This is a genomic window from Paraglaciecola sp. (assembly GCF_030730205.1).
In the GTDB taxonomy this organism is placed as follows: Bacteria; Pseudomonadota; Gammaproteobacteria; order Enterobacterales; family Alteromonadaceae; genus Paraglaciecola.
This window is the reverse complement of sequence record NZ_JANQVQ010000152.1, coordinates 22826-46226: the sequence shown is the minus strand read 5'-3', so window position 1 is coordinate 46226 and position 23401 is coordinate 22826. Positions and strand designations below refer to the sequence as shown.

Genomic DNA, 23401 nt, shown 5'->3' with positions numbered 1-23401 from the left:
TATGGCATCTATTTGAAAATAGTGCCTTTGGTCCCGCTATCAATGGTAACCAGAAACGGTCGTTTTACATCAGGAAAAGCCAGACTGTCGATATTTACGGCTAATTTTCTTTATATTAAGGCATGCATGTGAACGTAAACGGAATAAAAATAAAGCGACATTTTTGTGCTTTTTACATGACTGTATTTTAAAAAATGCAACAAAAAGATTGATAATGATATTTATTGACTTGTTATGCCGGCAAGTGTACTTTTTTTACATTAATTTTACGTAGCACCTCGATTAACTTAGTGATTCGCCTGCTGAAAAGTAAAAGGCCTTAGTAACTTCTCAATGCTCTTGATGTTAATTAGAAAGTTGAATGAAAAATATGCACCGCAGCACTAAGATACTATTTATATCCAGTAAAATCAGTGGTGAAAGAACTGCAAACCCACCAAATGTTAAAGGCAAATGAATGACAAAATTTAAACTTCTACAAGTGGCGATAGTAAGCTTGCTGCTATCCTTGGGTGGCTGCATTCACACTGATGATAAAGACCAGAAGGTATCTTTGGCCAAAGCTGAACTAGGGCAGCGAAGTAAATTTAATTTCAATTTAGACTGGAAATTTAACAAAGAAGACACGGCTAATGCTCAAGCCATAAATTTTGATGATAGTCAGTGGCAACGTGTTAGCACGCCACACACATTTAATGATATTGATACCTTTGATGAATTTAGCGAAGGTGGCCACAACGGTGAAAAGGGGCAATTTAGAGGCACGGTTTGGTATCGCAAAGCATTTTCACTGCCTCAAAGCGAAGCGGGCAAGAAAGTATTTATCGAATTCGAATCAGTTCGCCAAATTGCCGATGTATATTTAAATGGTGTACATTTAGGCAAGAACCAAACTGGTTTCATTCCATTTGGTTATGATTTAACTGAACACCTTACTACTGATGGTAATCCTAATGTTATTGCGGTAAAAGTGAATAATGAACGTGACGACCATTTCCGTGATAACTTCCCGTTAGTTTGGAATCATGAACATTGGCACCCAACTCATGGTGGTATCTACCGTAACGTATTTTTGCATACTATGAATCCAGTACATATTACCTTGCCGTTGTACGACAACTTAAAAACAGTGGGTACTTATGTTTTCACCGAAAACGTCAGTAAAGAAAGTGCTGATGTTACCGTGCAAGCGCAAGTTAAAAACAACTTATCAACAAGCCAGAAAATAGAATTAATCGCTGATATTGTTAATAATGATGGCGATATAGTAGAAACGGTAAAACAAAGCTCAACCGTTCAAGCAAACAGCATTTTTAATTTTGAAGTTAAAGGTTTGGTCAATGAACCGCAGCTTTGGTCAACCCGTTATCCTTACCTTTATACCGTCGTTACGCGTTTAAAGATTGATGATCAAATAGTCGATGGTTACAAAACTCCACTAGGCATTCGCGATTTTGAATTTAATAAAGACACTGGTTTCTGGATTAACGGTGAAAACCTAAAACTCACTGGCTGGGGACAAAAACCAACTGGTGCTTGGGCTGGCTTAGGAGCAGCTATGCCGGATTGGATGCGTGAATTCACCTTCCGGTTAATGGATGAGGCAGGTGGCAACTTTATTCGTTGGGGTCATGCTGCAGGTTCGCCTGCAGAGATCGCCATGGGTGACAAATACGGATTTGTTACCTTGATGCCGGGAGTAGCGGGTGAATCAGAAGATTCTGGCGAAACATGGGATATTCGTTACGCAGCTTTTAAAGACACCCTTGTTTATTACCGTAATCACCCAAGTATCATGATTTGGGAAGGGGGGAATTGGGCTGAGTCTCATGAAAACTATCAAGCAATTTTATCGGCCATAAAAGAGTTAGACCCGAAAGGGAACCGCTTAATGGGTAACCGTCGTGCCGACGTAAAGTTATCGTCTAAAGATTATATTTCTATTGAAATTGGCACTGAAGGTTGGGAGCGTGAATATGCACATTTACCGCTAATTGAGAGTGAATATAACCGAGATGAAGGTCCGCGCCGTGTTTGGGATAAATATTCACCTGACAATAGCTTCTTTACAAGCCCTCGTTTCAAACGCAATGTTTATAAATTTGCATCTGAGCAATTCGCAATACGTCAAGTTGAACACTGGTGGGAAAAAATGGGTAAAAAACCATACCATTCAGGTGGTGCAAATTGGGTCTTTAGTGACGGCACGCATGGGGGCCGTAATCCAACCGAAAATACTCGCGCCAGTGGCGAAGTTGATGCGGTTCGATTACCAAAAGAAGCATTTTTCACCACAAAGGCAATGTGGCGACCAGAGCCGCAAGTACACATTGTTGGTCACTGGAATTACGATGAGGGAACCGTTAAAGATATGTTTGTGGTATCAAACGGTCAGTCGGTTAAATTATATATAAACGACCTATTAATCGGGACGAACGACAGCCCAGAACATGGCTATACTTTTAAGTTTTCAAACGTTGCTTTTAAAGCCGGAAGTATTAAAGCGGAAACTTATATAGATGGCAAACTACAAGCTACACAAATAAAGGAAACAGCCGGACAACCGGTTGCGCTTAAACTCAGCACTATTACCGGCCCAGAAGGTTGGTTAGCTAACGGTGCTGACTTCTTATTGTTAGACTTTGAAGCAGTTGACGCAAAAGGTCGTCGTTATCCACTTGATCAAAGTATGGTTACCTTTAAGGTTGAAGGTCCTGCTGTGTGGCGTGGAGGTTACAATAGCGGTAAAGAAAAAAGTACAAATAACTTATTTTTAGAAATGGAATCTGGTATTAATCGTGTTGCTATTCGCTCTACCTTAGAAGCCGGACCAGTAACCATTACCGCCAGCCGTGAAGGTTTTGCCAATGCTACTATACAAGTCAATTCTAAAGCTGTAGATATTAAGAATGGTTTAAGTACCACTATGCCACAAGCTTATGCGCAAAATTTAGTTGTTGAGCCGGCACCTATGTACTTGCCACCACAACCGCCATTATCTGTAAATACCGAGACACGTAGCGAGTTGTTCAAACAATTTAGCTATACCGGTTTAGAGAAAGCAGTATTACGTACCAACGCTTTTTGGGGTAAAAAGCCTTTCATTGATGAAGAGGTTAACTATACCCGTATTCCTAACTATTTAGTAGGTGCTGAATATATACGCTTACCCAATGCTGACAAACTATATTGGGCAAGGGACCAGCTACAATTTATTGCAGGTAAGGATATGACTATATGGGTCTGTCATGATGACCTTTTGTCTGATAGACCTGAATTTCTTGAGGATTTCCAAGACACTCAAGACGACATTGAGTTAGCGAATAATACCTGTTCTATTTTCAAACGTTTTGTTAAAGCTGGCACCAGCGTGATTATGGCAGGCAACGCAGACGCAGGCGAGATAGTTCCAGAAAAAGCGAATATGTATACAGTGCTAGCTAAAGCCGGAAAACATTAAGACTGATAAAATTCAGGATTAAGTTTATGGCGCATTATTTATATTAGATTTAGCCTGCGTTAATCCGTGCACATAACAATGACGGATTGAGTTGGTAATCATAACTCGACTTCAAATGATGCCGATTTACTTGAATATCATGGTCGCGATTTAGGTAAGTCCGCGGGCAACTTCGCTGCCATTGGCGTTGACTCATATTATTCATGGAATGACGCACGCGCCGAAGTCGAATTTACTTTGGCAACAATTGAAGAAAATATCATCCCTGTCGAAGTCAAAAGTGGTAACCGTTCAAGAGCGAAATTGCTGGCATCCTAAGTTGAAGAATGAGCACCAAGTAAAACCTTTCAGTTAAGTGGCCGACATGGCCTCTCAGTAAGCAGCTCCATTTTTTCTAACTTATCTTCATCTAAAGTTAGCTCAAAAATGTGCAAAAGTGAGTTGATTTAATTTTATATGGCCTGAGTTGATCGTTTGTGGTTGATTTGGCAAGGGCTATGATAATAGAATGTGAACGTATTTGATGTTTTGTGTTTAATTTTTGTTATTTCATGTGTCATGTGACGTTTAAATTTAAAATGTTGAACATAGATATCACCTCAATCAAAGCTGGATTATTAGGCGTGTGAAAATCTAACGATATTTCCCATACCGTTTTCCTTACCTGAAATTATTAGAACTGACTTCGAATAGGCAACATATGACACTTTTTAAAATTAAAAGCATATCGCCACTGAAAACTCTGTTGATCATGGCCTCCTTTATTGGAGGTTCACTGCAGGGCGCAAATGCAGAAGTGACGCTAGAAAAACAAGTAAAAATTTCTGATGAAGGCTTGCATTTTAACGGTAAAAGCCTCGACTACGGAAACCTAGCCACGGCTAATACTTCTACTGATACTTACGATTATTTTTTTGGGCGTAATATATCTGCTCATGGTGATTCTGTTAAACCCTATAAAAACTACGTTTTTATGACTTGGTACCGTGGCGGTAAAGATGACCGTCACGTCATGTTATCGCGTTATAACACCACTACGGGTGTTACTAAAACCATTGAATTTCCGCATAAACATACCGGTTTCAGAGGTGATCCTAATATCGGAGAATCACACAATACTATTGGCCTAGCTGTTAGCCCCATTAATGGGACCATACATATGGTGTTTGATATGCATGCCTATGATGACAACAATCATGGTGGCAAGTTTAAAAATGACTATTTCCGTTATTCTTTCAGTGTAGCGGGCGCTGCAGATGTGCCTGATGAACAATTTACCTTAGATCAATTTGTAAAAGATACGAGCAGCGTTAGTCAAGGTCCTGATGATTACAAACACTTAACTATGACAGGTAATTTAGCTGATAAAGGTAATTTTGCCCGTTTGACTTATCCAAAATTCTTCGAAAATACCGATGGCACCTTGTTATTGTATATGCGCTTAGGGGGTAATAATAATGGCGGATACGTGTTTAACCGTTATGATGCAACTACACAAAAGTGGTCAAAATTTACTGCGTTTAATGTCGTAACCGCTAAAAACTTTGGCAATGATTACAATTGGGGCTTATATGGCAACATGAAGTATGTCAACGGTAAACTTCGAGTAGGATTTCAGCAACGCAGTAGTGATAACAACGACAGATACACCTATCAAAACGGCGTTTATTATGCCTATTCTGATCATCCAGAAGGAAACGGCGACTGGAAAAATCATAAAGGTGAAAGTATGACTTTCCCACTTGTGAATTCTGATGAAATTAAAGTATTTGAACCAGGCGACTTTATAAGTCATACCGAAGCTAATTCTGTTTATATTGTTGGCGATTTTGACTGGACAGTCACAGAAAAAGGTGATGTGCATATTATAAGTCTGGTGCGTTCAACAAATAAAAATCGTCCTGACTACGAGGAAGTGTATATCCATTCTTATAAGCCGGCAGGAGCAGAAGAATTTATTCATTCTACCGATTTTGGTGGCGCAACTGAGATCTATACAGCAGGAGACAACGTCTACATCGTTGGCTTAAATAGCTCAGGATACCCTTATGTCGAAAAAACCATAGGTGGTACCAATAATTTTGTCAGAGTTTATGAAGCCACTGAGGGCATTCAATTTGACCACGGCACTATTGATATTAAAGACGGGAAAGTTTATTACTACTTGATGGAGCGTGGAGAAGGTACGGCTATGCCTCTTCATTTACAGATCATTGACTTAGATCTTGAAAGTGACGCATTAAAACCAAGCGTTAGTTTTCCGTCAGCGAACATGAGTGTCAATGAAGGATATGAGCAATTATCGTTTGGAGTTGTTGCCACCAGTCCTGATGAAAATCGTTCTATAGTTAGTGTTGATTTGTTTGTTGATGATAACTTTATCCGAACTGACTCTGCAGACCCTTTTGTGTGGGGACATAAAAGTAAACCTAATGAGTTATTAGGATTAACCGCCGGGACGCATACCTTTAAAGCTATTGCGACGGATAGCGAAGGTCTAACGGGTGTCGCGACAATGACATTAGAAGTGCTATCTAATCGTCCCATTGTCACTTTTCCTGAATCAACTGTTACAGTGGAAATGGATTACACCTCACTCAAACTTAGCGTAACTGCAACTAGTCCTATTGAAGGCCGTAGCATTTCTAAGGTTGATTTGTATGCCAATGATACGCTGATCCGTTCAGATAATAGCGTGCCCTACCTTTGGGGGCATAATAGTAAACCTGCTGAGTTATTAGGTTTACCTGTGGGAGTTCATACATTTACCGCAGTTGCTACTGATAGTGAAGGTTTAGAAGGTCAATCAACCATGACGCTAATTGTCAAGGGGCTAGAGCAGGTACCCACAGTAGTCTTCCCTGATGAAATTGTGACAGTGTTTGAAGGTTACGAAAAACTAGCCGTGACTATTCAGGCTGAATCACCAATGGAAGGACGCTCAGTTGTCTCAGTAACCTTATATAAAAATGGTGAGCTGGTGCGTGTTGATACCAGACCTGTCTGGAATTTTGGACACTCTTTAGCACCTTATGAGCTTGGTGCGATGGGCTGGTTGGATACTCACTCTCCAAATCCAAATCCCTTAGGTGTTGGTTCACATACTTTCAAGGCCGTTGCCAAGGATAGTACCGGCTTAGAAGGCGAAGGTTATATGACATTGATCGTTAAGCCTCTGCCTGCACCTACCATTAACTTTATTGAATCGGACATTGAACTTACTGAAGGATATACAGGGTTGTCGCTATCCGTTGATATAGAGACAGCAACTGATGATATAGACCTAATCAGTGTTGGTTTATATCTTGATGAGGTCTTGATTCGAGAGCTTTACGAAGCCCCGTTTACCTGGGGTGATGAATTTAACGCTAATGAATTGTTAGCAATCCCTGCTGGTAGCCATGTGTTTAAAGCAGTGGTAACGGACAGTAATAATCGCACGAGCGAAGCAACGGTATTACTTGATGTAGCCCCAAAACCGATGCTCGGAGATTTGGATGGCGATTTGGATGTTGATACGATAGATATGAGATTGTTTAGAGTGGCCTCAAGTCGTGGTGAACTGACAGACATGGCATTGGACTTCAATAATGACGGGCGCATCAATAGTCAAGATTTACAAGGTTTATCGAGATTATGTACTCGCAGTCGTTGTGCTAGTGAATAATAAAATACAGAGGAACTTATAATGAAATTTATAGCAGCAATAGTAACATTTTTATTTATCTTTAATTCCCATGCAGGCTTGATTACAACCGCTAGCGATCACGCTAATTACAATACCGGTGACTTGGTAAGCATCGACTTTTTTGTAAATGACTTAAATCCGTCAGTCGATTTCTTAGATATTAGTTATTATTTTGATAATACTCTACTTACATTAGATGAGTTTAGTTGGAGTGATTCGCCAGAAATTATCGGTTTCGGTGCATTTGGTCTTGTTTCCAGTGATATTTTTGACCCCAGTATTTTCTATATCAACCTAGGGTTTTTGCATGGTTTTAGCGATGTTCTAGGTACAACATTTAAGCTTGGGCAACTGCAGTTCACTGCTTTAAGTGATTCTGTTGTCGCTGAGTTGTCATTAACCAATGTCATTGCTTTCGATTTTGCTGGTGCAATTGTTGAACCGCAATCTGTATCTGAACCATCGGGTTATGTATTACTCTCGCTCATTGGCGGTTTATTTTTAATGCGCAAACGGGCTAGGCTTTAATCCCGCTCTGTCGGAGCTTTAATTAATTTCAAATTAATAAACCCACAGATAACTATAATTATCTGTGGGTTTATTGCTTTACATTGTAGTTCCCAGCGTTTTGTCATCCTTACGAGCTAACAATCGTAGTCTTAAATTAGAAATTTGCAGCAAAGTATTATTATAAAACCAGACTCCCTACTTGCACACATCTGCTCTGCCTTTGGCTTTTTTGTTCTGTATAAAAGCCCTTACATTTAGTCTTTATAATCTGATAACTGAAAAATTGCTTTAAGTAGCCTAATCCATTAGTTAGCAAAATGCGTGAAAAGATAAAAAATCGAATGGGGTGTTGGCCTGCTATTGATTTGGTTTACCGCCTTGGCTTTTAAGATAGCGATATGGGTGGGGGGAGGGCATTACTCTAGCAATTAAACATGTCTGTGCCGTAACAACTGCTTGTGGATTTAGTTTGAGCTTAACAAGTTAAATTTGAATTGCTATACCGAATCAAAAACTCCGACATAAAGTCGGAGTTTTTATACATCGTTGTAAAACTTATTAAGGTCTAAAGTTTAACTGTTACACCCAGTGTAAGTCGGCGATCGGTAATATCTTGTTCACACAACAGTGTGCCTTCATTGAAACACCATTTAGTACTGTCTTCACGGGTTAAATTCACACCTTCAATACCAACCGATACTGTTTCGTTAATATCGTAACCAATACTCGCATTTAACTGGCCTCTTGCGCCAATAACGGGCGGAACGTTAAATCTCATGACGTTTTCGGTCTGAGTATAAGCATCACGCCATGTATAACGTACGCGAGCGTTTAAATCGTGTTTGTCATAAAACAAGGTAATGTTATAGGCATTTTGTGATAAGTTGTCTAATACAATGCGTTCTGTAACTACGTCATCATCTAAGGTCGCAGTGCTGTTATTGGTATCGGTACGACCCAAAATTTGATTAATTGCATCTGAAGCAATATGAAAATCGGTTAAGCCAGCACCGGATTTTTGATAGGTGTAGTTGGCAATAATACCAAAGCCTGAAGCCCAGCCGAGGCTATCTTCAAATTCAGCCAAATCATATTGAACCGCTAACTCGATGCCGCTTTGGGTTTCAGTGCCGTTGGCATTGAGCTGAGTCTGTCTAGCTACACAAATACCGGTAACGTCTGTGCGACTAGAAAAGACATTAAAGTTCTGCCATGGAACTGTGGGATTAAAAATCCCTCCTCCTTCACAAGGCGCAGTTACATCACGTTCAATTTGGCCAGTTGGTCCGATTGGTTCATCTGGCTGATCTTGTATTCTGGTGATCAGGTCTTTTCTTTCTTTATGGAAAAAACCAACACTTACAAGACTCGAAGGGGTAAAGTAATATTCAAAAGATAAATCATAAGACCAGATTTTTTCCGGCGTTAGTTCTGGATTACCTACTCTAACCACAGATGATGGGCTAGGGGAGAAGGTCGTAGAAGTAGACAATGAGTCAAAATCTGGTCTTCTGATATCCTGGGCAACACCCGCTCTTACGAAGAAATCTTCTGTTACTTCAGCAACTAAATTGAAACGAGGAAGATAGAAGTCGTAGTTTGTGCTAACAGAGCTTGGAATGATACTGGCTTCACCTGTAACAGGATCTGCATTTCCAAGGCTGGTTCCATAAGAGGTTAGGTCGGTATTTACATAACGCAAACCTAAGTTACCGCTAATAAAAATGTCCTTAACCTCTAGCTCATAATCACTTTGCACGTAGACAGCCGTGGTCTCTTCATCTATGTCAAAAAATGACGAAATCTGTATTGTTGGTGTAGCCAGCAGACTATCAGTTGCACCCACATTGGCATTATTCTGCATAATCGCTTGGTTAATGGTATCAATCACAAGTTGTGGATTGGTAAATGCAATATCATTATCAATCGTTAAGTAATCAGGGATATATAAGGTTCTATCATCTGCTCCATTAAAGTTATTGGCTCCTGGCGTGATAATACTTTCAAACAAGCTTGCTCGTGGACGGTTATATGAACCAAAGTTATTGCTTGAGAGGTTATTGCTGGTTGTTGAATTACTTTTATTCCAGCGTACCCCAGCTTTAATGTCGGTAAAAAAGGGATTTGTCTCAGAGATATCGTAAATAAAGTCGACTCTGGCAGCGGCTTCGCTTCCTTCTCGGGTATTTAGATTATTGCCAACAGACCTAAGTGCATAATTATTAGGATCAAGTAATTGTGCGGTAGTTGGTGACTCTGCTAACCCTTGGGCAATTCCAAATTCAAACGTATTACCTGAAATATTGAAAATAGCGGGTGTACCATTATCGTTTGCTGTGCCTGGACCAGGCTGAGTGGTATTGGGATTAATAAAATCCAGCTCAGAGTTGAGCGAGGGCAAATCAGTTTCTGAGTCAGAATAAGAAACCTCTGCACTTAATTTAAATTTATCTGCGCTCCACTCACTGCCTAGGGCAAATACTCGGCTTTGGGTTAATCGAGATGAAGTATCATTACTAACTCGTAAATTAGGATCAGTGCCACCAATGCCAATAATGCCGCTTGTAACAACAGTAACTTCACCTAAATTTAAGGTACCAAACTGCCCATCCACACTGCCTAAGTCAATAGTCTCAAAACCGGTGTTAGTGGTATTGTCAATAACGGGGTTGGCCCCAGTACCAGAGAAATAGGCACGTGAGCTTTTTTGTGCACGTTCTTGGTCGTTAACTGTTGCATCAAAATAGAACTTTAAATCGTCATTAGGCTGAAACTCGATCGAGCCAGTAAAGTTCTTTGTTTCATAGTCGTAGGCCAAAAAAGGTTGCGCCAAAAACTGGGTACGCAAAAAAGCGAAGGGTTCGGCACTGGCTCTACCTGAATCAGGAGTGACAACACGATCTCGGTCAAAGCGAGGGGTAATAGAAGCCACATCTTGTTCTGCATAACTACCGGTTAATACGATTCCAATTTTACCAAAGTCAGTTTGCCAATTATCACCAAAGGTGCCCGACACTTTGGGTACTGTACTATCAGCTAAATCGCTATTTTCACCTTGAACACGAAATTGCACTAATTGCTCTTTAAGACTTAATCCACGTAAGGTTCTCAGGTTAATAGTACCACCGACAGAGCCTTCAACTGTTTTGGCTTCGGGTACTTTAGTTACTTCTAATGAGGAAATTAATGCTGCCGGTAAGTCATCAAAACTAATACCTGTACGACCGGCGCCAGAACTAACAGAAGACACACCATTAATTTCGACTCTATTATCACCCGTACCACGAATTTGAACACCAGTACCTACGCCAGAGCTACGCGTAATCTGTACTCCGGTAATGTTTTCAAGTACTTCGGCCAGATTGTTATCGGGTAACTTACCGATGTCTTCGGCTTGAATCACTTCTTTAATGTTGGCTGAACTGCGTTTTTCAGCTAAGGCACTGGCAAGTGCATTACGTATCCCCGAAACCTCAATTATCTCAAGGTCGTCATTGGCACCGGAATTATCGTTAGTTTGGGCTATTGCTGCCACTGGAATGCCATGGAGCGCAGCGGCAATCGCTATAGCCAAATTAAGTTTTTTATTTAATAACTTTTTCATTTATGTGTCCTTGGTGGTCGTTAAATATGTGTATTTAATGTGTTAAATTTAAAGGCTTATTTAACAAAAATCAAACAACATTGGTCATATATAACCAACAAGTATCGTATTTGAATACTTGTGTGACTCTTGTTGTTTTTATATGATTTTTGGTGACTTGTAAGTTTTGTTTCTGAAAAATATTTAATTGCCTGATGATGAGATGGTTTTGCAATGGATAAACCACGTATAGTGAGGGTTTCAGTCTTATCTATAGCAATTTAAGGCTACATTTTTATTTTTTATTCAACGCTTAAATAGTAAAGCGTAATGCATGTATTGTTCATTAAATTCCATTTACAGTCACAATTAATCGTTGTTATGATGTAATTTAGGTTAAAATGATGTGTGTTTAGTGTAGGTTTTCTGGTTATTTGGAGGCCAAATAGAGGCCAAAATTGACACGATGAAATTTCCCTTATTTCCGACTCTGTTTAAGCGTTGATCTATGTTTTTACGTAGTCAACGAAAACGTGTGTTTAAAAATTAATCATTAGAGAATGTAAATAATGTATAAAAAACGTATTTTAGTCATGACTTCAGTTGTTAGTTTGATGGTTTGTATCTTGAGTGCTTGCAGTAAAACGACAACTACCTCTACTTCATCTTTGAGCAATAGTGAAAAAAACATCCAAGAACATGCGATTAATATCGGTAATAAAGTCGCAAGTTGGCAACTTAATCACTTAGAGGAGTTTGACTACTTAGATGAGAGGTATCACAAAAGCTCGTCCAGTCCACTTTGGTGGATACAAGCTGCGTTTTATATTGGTCTTACCGAATGGGCTGATACGTCGAATGACAACAATATTTTGCAGCATATCCAAGCGATAGCCGCAGAAAATGATTTTAAAATTGATGAGCGACGCCCATTGCATGCAGATGACCATGCAATTGCCCAAACTTATCTTTGGTTAGCGCAAAAGAGCAAAGAAAATAAACCCTATCAGCACGTGCAAAAAATATTCGATCAAATAATTGAGAGTCAACCTAAGGTAACACTTGAGTGGATAAAAACAGATGAAAAAATACCGGGATATCACAACCCTTGTCAGTTGAGGTGGTGTTGGTCAGATGCCTTATTTATGTCGCCAAGAGTATGGCTGCAACTTACCAATATTACCGGGGATGCAAAGTATTTTGAATATGGGGATAGAGAGTTCTGGGCGACAGTAGATTATTTGTTTGACAAAGATCACAATCTTTTTTATCGCGATAGCAACTATTTTGATATGAAAACAGCCAATGGCGAACCTGTATTTTGGAGTAGAGGCAATGGCTGGGTTTTTGCTGCATTACCTTTGATTATTGAAGCACTACCAGACAATCATCCTTCTAAATCTAAGTATATTGAATTGTTTAAAGCTCACGCTAAAGGCCTGATTGCACAGCAGACCTCAGCAGGTTATTGGCCTTCATCTTTAAAAGATGCCAAGCAATTTGATATGCCAGAAACGAGTGGTACTGGCTTTATAACCTATGGCTTGGCGTGGGGGGTAAATAACGCTGTTCTGACTGATGCGAAGTCCAAACAAGCGGCGTTAAAAGGGTGGAATGCCTTAACTCAAGCCATTGCTAAAGATGGTCGCGTAAATTGGGTGCAACAAGTCGGTGCTTCACCTGACACCGTTAAGCAAGCAGATACCCAGTTTTACGGTGTTGGCGCTGTACTACTCGCCGCCTCGGAAATGAGTCGCTGGAAAGAGTAAAAATTACCAATTAAAAGGTTCATAGTCCCCCTCAGTGCACAGGCCGCCATTTGATTTAATCGGCAGGTGATGTTCGGAACGATGAACATTTTTTATACCGTGATGCATACCGTATAGGTCATCCTAATGTTCAACATATTAAAGTAATACTGGGAACTTGAGATCTAACCCTAAGAAAATCATTAGGGCTAAACAATAAAAATACTGGAATGCAGCAAGCTCAATAATTAGGAAAGTTACTATGCAAAGTCTTCAAAATAATAATTTTTTTGCAAAATATACAAGCCATAAAACATTTTTACCCATTGTTTGTACCGCGGTCGTTCTGCTGGTGAGTGCTTGTGCAAATCAAAAGATTGCACAAGTTAGCATCGCAGAAGTGGTTAAAACTCCACCTAATATTCTATTGATATTATCGGATGATCATGCTTGGAATGATTATGGGTTCATGGGGCATGAAGTTGTTAAAACGCCATCATTAGACAAATTGGCCAACGAAGGAGTGACCTTTAAACGAGGTTATGTGCCTACTTCATTGTGCCGTCCGTCACTTGCCACTATCGCTACAGGTTATTACGCCTCACAACATGGTATCACTGGTAACGATCCGTCACGTCTGTTACCTGGCGGAAAAGGCGGGATTGAATACGAAATTCAGAGAGCGGACATTATTGCTAAAATAGACAAAGTCGCCACATTACCACAACTGTTAAAACAAAAAGGCTACGTGTCATTCCAATCAGGAAAATGGTGGGAAGGTAGTTATCAACGAGGTGGCTTTGACGAAGGTATGACGCGTGGATTTCCTCAGCCAGGTGGGCGTCATGGAGATATTGGACTTAAAATCGGACGCGAAGGAGTTAAGGAAGTGACTGACTTTATCGATAAATCTAGCGCAGCAAATAAACCATTCTTAGTATGGTATGCACCTTATATGCCTCACGCACCTCATACCCCACCGCAGCGTATTTTAGAAAAATACCTAGATAAAGATCTGCCTGTCTCAATAGCTAAATATTACGCCATGATTGAGTGGTTTGATGAAACGAATGGCCAATTAATCGATCACCTTGAGGCGAAAGGCCTTAGAGAAAATACCTTGATTGTGTACGTATCTGATAATGGTTGGGTGACGAATCCGACAAAAACAGGTGCTTTTTTACCTCTATCTAAACAAAGCCCTGGCGAAAGTGGGGTACGTACGCCGATTATGTTCTCACTGCCAGGCAAACTTAAAGCGCAAATGCGCCCTGAGTTAGTGAGCAGCATTGATATTGTGCCAACGATTTTAGCTGCGGCAGGAATTGATGTACCAAGTGATTTACCGGGTAAAAATTTATTTGTTGATATGCAAAACGAAACTCCGATTGATCGGGATACTATTTTTGGTGAAGGCTTTGCCCATGATATGGACGATTTAAATGATTTAGAATCGACGCTCCTTTATCGCTGGGTTATCGAGGGTCAATGGAAACTAATATTAAGTTACGATGGTAAAAATGTAAGTTATCAGGACTACCATAAACACGACCTTAGTGGACCCCGTTTATATAATTTATTGGCAGACGAACACGAAGAAACTAATTTGGCAACTCAGAATCCTGAATTAGTCAAACATCTATCTGAGAAACTGAATGCTTGGTATCCGATTAGATCTAGAAAAGTGTTACAAAACTAACATGCTTGAATTGAAGCAAAGTCACTAAGGTTAAGATTTATGAAGAAAATATTGTTATCCACCTTTATTTGTCTTGGATTAGTGGGATGTTCAGAACCATCAAAACAAAGTGCTGGTATAAAGCCCCCCACTGGGGCACAAAATATAGTTAAGCCATCAGGTTTATTAGTAGAGGGTAATCACACACCATTAAATGTGCATAATCTTCATCCTAGCTTATCTTGGTTGGCTAATGTGAAACAGCAGTCTGCTTATCAAATTCAAGTAGCTACAACGCACGCAAAATTGACCAATGATCTAGCTGATTTGTGGGATAGTGGCAAAGTGTTAGCTAAACAATCGCGAAACATTACCTATCAAGGTAAAGAGTTAAAGAGCAACGACAGTGGATTTTGGCGTGTCAGAGTATGGCCAGAAGGTGCGAATAGTCCCGATGAATGGAGTGAAATAGGCCGATGGGAAATGGGCTTATTAAATAACGCTGACTGGCAAGCCAAGTGGCTGCAAGTGCCTAATCCTGAAGTGACAATACCAAGCGAGGGGCTGATTCAATGGGTTGAATTGGTCGGCACAGTAGAAAAAGAAGACGGCACAATTGTTAAGACTGCTGTACCTCAATTACATCTTATGCCTACCGCCAGTTTGTTTAGGCATGAATTTGCAATCGATAAGCAAGTTGTCAGTGCCAAATTGCATAGCACCGCCGGTGGTTATTACGAAATATTCATCAACGGTAAAGCGGTAAAAGATCGTATTATGGATCCTGGCCAAACTGATTTTGATAAACGAATTTTATATAACACCGATGATGTTAAGACCTTGCTAAACTCGGGCCAAAACGTAATTGGTGTGCATTTAGGCAGTGGTTGGTACGACGAAGATATTGCTTTTAGCGGGTGGGTAAATCCCGATGCCACTACTGACAAAAAAGACAGAAAAACCTATACCTTTGGCCAGCCTACATTTATTGCCCAATTACAGTTGACCTTTAGTGACGGTAGTACTCAATTAGTCAGCTCGAATGAAAATTGGCTTAGTCATCCATCGCCTGTCGTAAAAGAAGGCATATTTTCTGGCGAGTTGTATGATGCATCAAAGGCGGTAGCTAATTGGCACACGGTGCAAGAAAATTTTAATAAGGCCAATTGGAAGTCTGCAAAGGAGTTAGCAAGCTGGCCTACTAAACAACTTGAGCCGCAATTATTGCCGCCCATTCGCCCTGTTAAAACCATGTTGCCTGTTAGCGTGCTTCAGCCAAAAAAAAACGTTTGGGTGTTTGATTTTGGACAAAATTTTACAGGAATACCGACTCTAAATTTAGATAAATTAGAATTAGTCAAAGGGCAGGCAGTATATTTACGTTTTGCTGAGTGGCAAGACGGCAAAGGCAATATCAGTCAATTAAGTGGGGGAGGCTGGGCTACTAACCTCAACGCAGTAGATGGATACATTGCCAGTGAGCACAATGCTAAATCTTGGACTCCAAGCTTCACATGGCATGGCTTTCGTTATGTTGAAGTAACAGGCTTGACTAAACAGCCACCACTAGAGGCATTAACTGCCCATTTGGTGCGTAGTGATGTCACACGTGTTGGTGAATTTGAAAGCTCTGATCCCTTGCTTAATCGCATACACCATACCGCCTTATGGACCTATGAAAGCAACTTAATGAGTGTACCTCTAGATTGTCCTATTCGTGAAAAAGCGGGTTGGACAGGTGATGCTCATGCTGCGCTTATCACTGGTAACTACAACTTCAATATGGAAACTTTTTGGCCAAAATACTTAGGTGATTTTCAAACTGCATTGAAAATTGCCCCTACGGTCGTTCCCGGTAAGCGAACTGGTGGCGAAAAAGTTGATTGGGCAGTGGCTGAAGTGTTTATTGCTTGGGAGCATTATCGTCACCATGGCGATATTCAGGTATTGCAAAAGCAATATAAAAGTTTGCGTAAATTTATGGATTTTGGGCAAACTCAAATGTCAAATTATTTGATTTCAGAAGGTTATGGTGATTGGTGTGATCCTGTGCCGTCTCCTGGGATGTCGAGAGTTGGTGGCCGTGGTACTCCACAATGGACTAGTACGACTGTAACCAGTACCGCGCTATTTACTCAAGCTGCAAACTTTATGAGCCAAATAGCTCAAGTGTTAGGTAATACCCAAGATGCAGAAAAATACCAGAGCTTATATAAAAACATGAGTCATGGTTTTCACACTACTTTTTATGATCCTCAAACAGGCCATTATGGTAGTCAAACGGCTGATGCTATGGCGCTGCAATTTGGTATTACACCGCTTGAGTTACGCCAAAGTGTGGCCGAAGCCTTGAATAAAGACGTAGTAGAAAAATGGCAAGGTCATTCATCTGTTGGCGCATTGGGACAAACCTATTTGTATTTAGCTTTGAGCGATTATGGCTATGCCGATACGGCTTTTAATATCTTTAAAGCCAAGGGATACCCAGGTTTTTCCTACTTATTTGATGAATTAAATGGGACGACTTTATGGGAGCGCAAAGGAGCGTTTGACCCAACTCAGAAGCGCGGCCCATTGCGCTCATTAAGTCATCCATTTCATAGTGGTTATGATGGATGGTTCTATCAAGGTTTGGGTGGCATTCGTCCACTAAAAGACACCGTTGGCTTTCAAACCTTTGAGCTTAAACCGGTATTTCCGAAAGACTTAGACTCAATTAACGTCAGCTTTACCACGGGGTATGGCGAGATAAAAAGTAGTTGGCAAAGGCGTGAAAAAGACATCATTTTTATGACTACTGTGCCCAACAATTCTGAGGCCTGGCTGATGTTACCAAATAAACCTAAACAACTACTGATGCCTGGTGACTACACTTTTGTAATTAGCCACCAAGGTAAATAACACGAGCTTTATCTTAGCTTTTTAAAAGACGATTGCTGAAGAATATTTGTTTATTACGAACTAGACGTTATAAGGACAGGATTATGATAACTATCAGAAGCATGACTTGCAGCATTATGATCTTGTTACTAGCAGGATGTGGCGCTCTAGCAGGGAACAACGAGCCATTAAAAGTATTAATAATTGATGGGCAAAACAATCACAAAATTTGGCCGAAATCCACGCAGTTGATGAAGCATGCCTTAATGCAAACTGGGCGCTTTGAGGTTGATGTCTATCGTACCCTCTATACGTGGAATGGAGGAGAGTTACTAAAAGAGTTTTCTTTAGACGATGGTAAGCACTATCAAGACTTGCCTCAACCAAAAACTGACCCGCAGTTTACTCCCGACTTTTCAAGGTATGACGTTGTTATTTCAAATTTTGGTTGGAAAGCTGCTCCTTGGCCAGAGTCTACCCAACTTGCGTTTGAAAACTTTGTCGCGTCCGGTGGTGGGTTTGTTAGTGTGCATGCTGCTAACAATTCGTTTCCAAACTGGAAATCCTATAATGAAATGATTGGCTTAGGTGGATGGGGTGGCAGAAATGAAAAAGATGGACCTTACGTTTATTTTGACGAAGCTGGAAATCAAATTATTGATAATCAAATTGGTGACGCAGGGGGACATGGTCAGCGTCATGAATTTGAGGTTGTAGTTCGGGATAAATCTCATCCAATTACACGAAATATGCCAAGTGTTTGGCAACAAAGTGAAGACGAATTATATAACAGACTACGTGGGCCGGCAAAAAACATGACCGTATTAGCAAGCGCTTATGACGACAAAAAATTTAATGGATCCGGACGTCATGAGCCTATTTTAATGGCGATAAGCTATAAAAAAGGCAGGGTTTTTCACACCACACTTGGTCATGACGAGCCCGCGTTTACAAATTCCGATTTTATGTTGAGCTTGTTAAAAGGCACTGAATGGGCGGCGAGCGGGGAGGTTACGTTGTAATTACTGCTATCCAATAAGTTGATAAATATGTCTATAAACTAGGCGTTATAAATCATAGCTAGCAAGGAAAGGCACCCATTGTTTCGATCATTACTTAACTACCATAATGTTCCTAGAAGAGCAGCTTGCAAAGTCATTTTAATTGGTTTTCCTCTTATTGTTTGATGAGTGAATTGCAATATTAATTCACATCATCCAGATAGTTGCGGCTAATTCCTTTTCTCCAAACTGTAGTGTTGTCAATTACCCTTTTTCAAAGAAATCTGCTGTTAAAACAAATACTACCTTAATTTTTTGAGCTGAATATGGCTAATAAAAGATGATTTCACATTTTAATTATTGATTTATTATGTAGCAAAAATGATTTTTTATGTAAATAAAATGAAGAAAAATGATTTATATTGCCTGAAGAGATATTCAGAACAATGACCTAATGCTAGCTAAATATGATGGACTCTATTGATTTTTTCTATCTTAGGTCTCCAGCAAAACTGCATAGACTAGCCGTTTAATTTTAACTTGAAGGTATGACATGAGAGCTAAACAACGACATTTTTCTGTATTATTAGTTTGTTTTCTGATTCTTAATTCGTGGCCATTGCTTGCTGTGTCATCAGATCTCACTAATTGGACAGCCAAATGGATATGGACTAGTGAAAGATTCGTTGAACCCAATAGTTGGGTAGCTTTTCGTAAAGAAGTGACGCTGGATGATATTCATCAGGCGGCGACAGCTTATATCAGTGCTGATTCCAAATACTGGTTGTGGATTAATGGTGAAATGGTGGTGTTTGAAGGCAGTTTTACAGGAGGCCCATCACCGGTAAAACCATCCCCTAGAGTAGATAATTTTGCGATAGCCTCAAACAAATACTACGACCAAGTCGATATTAAAAAGTATTTGAAAAAAGGCAGTAATACCATTGCAGCACTGGTGTGGTATTACGGTGATAATGGTACCAAAGGTACACATGTTTCATCGCAAAGACCCGGTTTCATTTTTCAAGCACAAGTTGGCCAGCAACGCATTATTTCTGATGATACATGGAAAGCCAAAAAGCATCTTGCATACTTACCCGTAGAGAAAAAAAAGTCGGTCTATGCTGCGGCCTGGAGCGTTAATTATGACGCGCGTCAAGATATGCGCGATTGGACAAGTGATGCATGGTATATGTCAGATTTTGATGACTCCAAATGGCCTGCCGCAAGCGGTAGACATAGTCCTCCATCTGCTCCGTTTTATGAGCTTTTTCCAAGCGAAATACCGATTTTGACGAATTATGGTTTGGCAAATTGCACAAATTTTCAGTCGTCTGATTTTCCATTTGTAAGTGACGGCACCACAATCAAGTGCCAGTTAGACTTTAATAAAAATATTACGCCATATTTTGACATTGAAGCAGAAGAAGGTCTTAAAGTTCATATTAAATCTAACATGCGCTTGAACCCTATTGAGGCTTTTTATACTACCAAATCTGGTCGCCAGAAGTTTGAGTCTTATTCGTGGTTTAATGGCAGAATTATCGAATTTACCTTTCCTAAAGGCGTAACAGTGCATGGCTTAAAATACCGATGGACTGGGGTTGGCAATACACCTGGCCACTTTGAATCTGACGACGCGTGGTATACGCGTATTTGGCAAATGGCTGAAAATACCTTGTACATTTGTGCTCGAGACAATTTTATGGATACACCCGACCGTGAACGTGGTTTATGGATTGGCGACGTTGCCGACCAAGCCAGTTATCTATTCTATTCAATGGATCAGCCCGGCCGGGATTTACTCAAAAAAGCCATTAAAGTCACCATGGCATTTAGTGACTCTGAATCAGGCATATTTGCTGGTTTAGGGCCGGGCCGTTTTCGTGAGTTACCAGCGCAAAGCTTACAATTTATTGAGCAAAGTATCTGGCATTATTATTTCAATACCGGTGACAAAGAAATCCTTGCTTACGCCTACCCTTATGTACATAAATATTTAACCTTGTGGGACATCAAAGACAACGGTTTGGCGACTTTTAGAACAGGTGATTGGAAATGGACAGATTGGGGACCACAAGAGACCATTGACTATTCAGCCATTCAGGATGCCTTATATTTCAGCGCTTTGCTTGCAGCTAAGAAAATGGCAATAGAGCTGGCAGATAATACACATATTGATTTTTATGATGAGCGTATTAAATCTATCAAACAAGCCTATCAAAAGGAATATTGGCAAGACGGTTATTTCAGCAGTAATCCGGCAGAATTTAAAGATGATCGTGCTAATGCAGTCGCCATATTGTTTGGTTTGGCGAAGCCAGAGCAATATGCACAAATCGTTGATAATGTGCTAATACCAAATCATTTTGCTAGTCCGCATTTCGAATGGATGGTTTATAACGCCATGGCGATAGCTGGACGTTACGACGATGCCCTTGCCCGAATGAAAACACGGTATGGAGCACAAGTTGATAATAAAGAACGTTCAACATTAACCGAATATATGACGGGTGGTGGAACTGAAAATCATGCTTGGAACGCACCTAGCACGGTATTAAGTCAGTATATTGTTGGTATAGAACCAACATCAGTCGCATGGAAAACCTTCCAAATCATGCCGAATATGGCACACATGAAACGGGTAAAACAGCTTGTACCGAGTGTGCAAGGTGATATTGAAGTTGAAATAAACCGCACTAATGGCGAAATCAGCCTAGCGTTAACAATTCCGGAAGGTACCAGGGCTGTGGTTGGTATCCCCAAACACCACTTTGCCATCAATAACGTCAGCGTAAATGGTGATGAGGTGTTCCAAACAACTGGGCAGCAACCAAAACAACACGCAGGTATTAAATTTGTTGGTGAAGATGAAAAATACCTTAAGTTTGAAGTTATTGATGGCCGTTGGTTTATTAAAGCCAATTAGTAACAGTCATTAGCAACGTGAAATTTAAAAAGGGCATGCACTGCAAAGAGGTGTTTGTCCTTATTTCACAACTCATTTGAGGCACTTAATGCAAATTGGTTCTAAACAACCTTTGACTCTGGTCTTTCGACCTTGGCTTTTGTCCCTGAGTGTAATTTGTATGGCGCTCCTGTCGGCTTGCATAGTTTCAGTAAAACAATCTGTCAATTCGCTCCATTGGACTGTTATCCCAACAAGTCCCTCGGCGAAGCAGGCAAGATGGTTGATGTAATTTTAAAATTTATACATATGATGAATTCGTGGCCAAGTAGTAAATATCTTTGGGTAAATCGTCGCTTATTATTTGGCAAAATATCCTGGAGCTACGTCATAATAATCAGCATCAAGATGTTCTACATGACGAATTTCATCTAAATAAAGGATCATATCGGAATCACGCTCAGCGTTCTTGCCTGTTTGATACCAGCCCCAAGAAGGATAAAGCCCCTTATCATCGTTATAGCCAAGTTGAATATTGATTCTGCTAGCCACTTGTTTACCGTCTATCCACATTTTGATAAAGCCTTTTTCTGCAAACGGATTAGCGCGCACTTGAATTACAAAATCTACCCAACGGTCTTTATACTTGCTAATATCAAGCGGCACAGTAAATTTATTACGGCCTTGCCCGCCAGTATCTTTGGCGAATTTTCTTGCATCCCAACCATAACCTACATCAAAACCCTTATTGGTAATGGTGAGTGCCAAAGGCGGATTTCGACCGGGCTCTTTACCTTCTTTTGTAGTGTCTGGCGCGCCATGTAATTGAAAAAATAATGGGTCTTGGCTATCGCTAAGTTCAGTACCATCACTTGGAAAGTAGACACTAAAGCCGTGCCATACGGTTGCCGTGATACTGCTGGCATTGCTACCATGGAGCATAGCTTTACGATCTTCGTTATCTAGCTTATTTGGATCGCGATTCCATTTAGCAGGATTACCATGTTTCCAATGCAATCGGGCCGAATAATTACCTAAACGAGTGATGTTACGTTCAGCTACAAAGGAGTGTGGCCCTTGAAATTGGGTAAAACGGAAATTTTTCGGTAGACTTTCATCATATCCGGGATGATAAGTAGCGTACAATCGACCGGCATTCCAGCCTCCGCCTTCAAAGGATTCACTCGACAATGGCGAAATTCGAACTAGCGGATCAGTACCCGCAACACTGGCACCTACTGGATAATGTTGCTTTGGTAATTCCGTTGTTTTACTCTTTTCAGTGTTAGCACAGGCTGATAGCGCCAAGGCCAGAACAAATAGCACAAGAATGTCTCTATACATTTTCGATTTGCCTCTTTAGACTTATTTTCTACATCACAAAACGCCCCTTCTTATCGCTAAGTAAGGGAAGTAAATTACTTAGAATAAAGTTTTATTCTAAGCTGAATTGATCGATATTCGGTCCACTTTCACCTAGGGTTCTAAACTCAATGTGGTTAGCTCCTTTTATCAAAGTGAATTCAGCCACCGCTTGTTCACTCCATTTACTATCCCAACTACCAGTGGGTTCAAACTCAATAACCGTTGCTTTTTTATTGTTGATGTAAATTGCCAGCGGACGTTTGGAATTTTTATCATTGTGGGTATAGCGGAATACAGCTTTATATAGACCTTCTGCCCCATCATTTTCATGGTACCAATACAGGCTCCCCTCTTTTTGGTTGAAGGTGCCATAGCCTCCACCATGCACACCATGGGCATCTGTAACGGCAGCGGCCCCGCCTTTATATTCAGCCGCTTCGCCTTGCATTGACAAACCACGTCCCACCCACATATTGGCTGAGTTTTTATCTCCCCAGAAAATACCTACACCATCTCCAAAGCTTTGTTGCATGGTCAATACCAGTTTGCCGTTAACCATTACTTTTGCATAAACCGTGTC

10 protein-coding genes and 1 pseudogene are annotated in these 23401 nt (G+C 40.4%); 8 read left to right on the top strand and 3 right to left on the bottom strand.

What is annotated here, in order from left to right:
- The first annotated feature begins 457 nt into the window (after window positions 1–457).
- The 3 genes from NWQ57_RS10635 to NWQ57_RS10620 all read left to right on the top strand — a co-directional run bounded on the left by NWQ57_RS10635 (window position 458) and on the right by NWQ57_RS10620 (window position 7676).
- Window positions 458–3460: a sugar-binding domain-containing protein gene (locus NWQ57_RS10635; RefSeq protein WP_306022129.1), complete on the top strand. Its 3003-nt coding sequence runs from the start codon at window positions 458–460 to the stop codon at window positions 3458–3460.
- 700 nt (window positions 3461–4160) lie between these two features.
- Entirely contained in the window at window positions 4161–7127 is a 2967-nt protein-coding gene (locus NWQ57_RS10625) for a BNR-4 repeat-containing protein (RefSeq protein WP_306022128.1), read from the top strand.
- A gap of 21 nt (window positions 7128–7148) precedes the next feature.
- Window positions 7149–7676 (top strand): PEP-CTERM sorting domain-containing protein, encoded by a 528-nt coding sequence (locus tag NWQ57_RS10620; RefSeq protein WP_306022127.1) that lies wholly within the window; start codon window positions 7149–7151, stop codon window positions 7674–7676.
- Window positions 7677–8223: 547 nt separating this feature from the next.
- On the opposite strand, the gene NWQ57_RS10615 is transcribed toward NWQ57_RS10620, so the two are convergent.
- The gene (locus tag NWQ57_RS10615; RefSeq protein ID WP_306022126.1) at window positions 8224–11262 is read right to left on the bottom strand and encodes a TonB-dependent receptor; all 3039 of its coding nucleotides are present in this window, start codon (window positions 11260–11262) and stop codon (window positions 8224–8226) included.
- Between the two features lie 548 nt (window positions 11263–11810).
- On the opposite strand from NWQ57_RS10615, the gene NWQ57_RS10610 reads away from it, so the two are divergent.
- From NWQ57_RS10610 to NWQ57_RS10590, 5 genes are all read left to right on the top strand, one after another.
- Window positions 11811–13010 carry a glycoside hydrolase family 105 protein gene (locus NWQ57_RS10610; protein WP_306022125.1) on the top strand — a complete coding sequence of 400 codons (1200 nt, stop codon included), beginning with the start codon at window positions 11811–11813 and terminating at the stop codon, window positions 13008–13010.
- A gap of 241 nt (window positions 13011–13251) precedes the next feature.
- On the top strand, window positions 13252–14688 hold the full coding sequence (locus tag NWQ57_RS10605; RefSeq protein WP_306022124.1) for a sulfatase: 1437 nt from the start codon (window positions 13252–13254) through the stop codon (window positions 14686–14688).
- 39 nt (window positions 14689–14727) lie between these two features.
- A complete protein-coding gene (locus tag NWQ57_RS10600) occupies window positions 14728–17568 on the top strand; it encodes a family 78 glycoside hydrolase catalytic domain (protein WP_306022123.1) in 2841 nt (946 codons plus the stop codon).
- Window positions 17569–17651: 83 nt separating this feature from the next.
- Complete coding sequence (locus NWQ57_RS10595) at window positions 17652–18569, top strand: ThuA domain-containing protein (protein ID WP_306022122.1); 918 nt, start codon at window positions 17652–17654, stop codon at window positions 18567–18569.
- A 532-nt stretch (window positions 18570–19101) separates the two neighbouring features.
- Window positions 19102–21477 (top strand): alpha-L-rhamnosidase C-terminal domain-containing protein, encoded by a 2376-nt coding sequence (locus NWQ57_RS10590; protein WP_306022121.1) that lies wholly within the window; start codon window positions 19102–19104, stop codon window positions 21475–21477.
- Window positions 21478–21816: 339 nt separating this feature from the next.
- On the opposite strand, the gene NWQ57_RS10585 is transcribed toward NWQ57_RS10590, so the two are convergent.
- Together NWQ57_RS10585 and NWQ57_RS10580 are read right to left on the bottom strand one after the other, a co-directional pair.
- A complete protein-coding gene (locus NWQ57_RS10585) occupies window positions 21817–22800 on the bottom strand; it encodes a heparin lyase I family protein (RefSeq protein WP_306022120.1) in 984 nt (327 codons plus the stop codon).
- A 91-nt stretch (window positions 22801–22891) separates the two neighbouring features.
- Window positions 22892–23401, bottom strand: a pseudogene (locus NWQ57_RS10580) (beta-galactosidase); the annotation flags it as partial.

Excerpts from the sequence above, each read along its gene's own strand:
- NWQ57_RS10635 (WP_306022129.1), top strand. The coding sequence starts at position 458 with ATGACAAAATTTAAACTTCTACAAGTGGCGATAGTAAGCTTGCTGCTA.
- NWQ57_RS10610 (WP_306022125.1), top strand. The coding sequence starts at position 11,811 with ATGTATAAAAAACGTATTTTAGTCATGACTTCAGTTGTTAGTTTGATG.
- NWQ57_RS10625 (WP_306022128.1), top strand. The coding sequence starts at position 4,161 with ATGACACTTTTTAAAATTAAAAGCATATCGCCACTGAAAACTCTGTTG.
- NWQ57_RS10600 (WP_306022123.1), top strand. The coding sequence starts at position 14,728 with ATGAAGAAAATATTGTTATCCACCTTTATTTGTCTTGGATTAGTGGGA.
- NWQ57_RS10590 (WP_306022121.1), top strand. The coding sequence starts at position 19,102 with ATGAGAGCTAAACAACGACATTTTTCTGTATTATTAGTTTGTTTTCTG.
- NWQ57_RS10585 (WP_306022120.1), bottom strand. The coding sequence starts at position 22,800 with ATGTATAGAGACATTCTTGTGCTATTTGTTCTGGCCTTGGCGCTATCA.
- NWQ57_RS10595 (WP_306022122.1), top strand. The coding sequence starts at position 17,652 with ATGATAACTATCAGAAGCATGACTTGCAGCATTATGATCTTGTTACTA.
- NWQ57_RS10605 (WP_306022124.1), top strand. The coding sequence starts at position 13,252 with ATGCAAAGTCTTCAAAATAATAATTTTTTTGCAAAATATACAAGCCAT.
- NWQ57_RS10620 (WP_306022127.1), top strand. The coding sequence starts at position 7,149 with ATGAAATTTATAGCAGCAATAGTAACATTTTTATTTATCTTTAATTCC.
- NWQ57_RS10615 (WP_306022126.1), bottom strand. The coding sequence starts at position 11,262 with ATGAAAAAGTTATTAAATAAAAAACTTAATTTGGCTATAGCGATTGCC.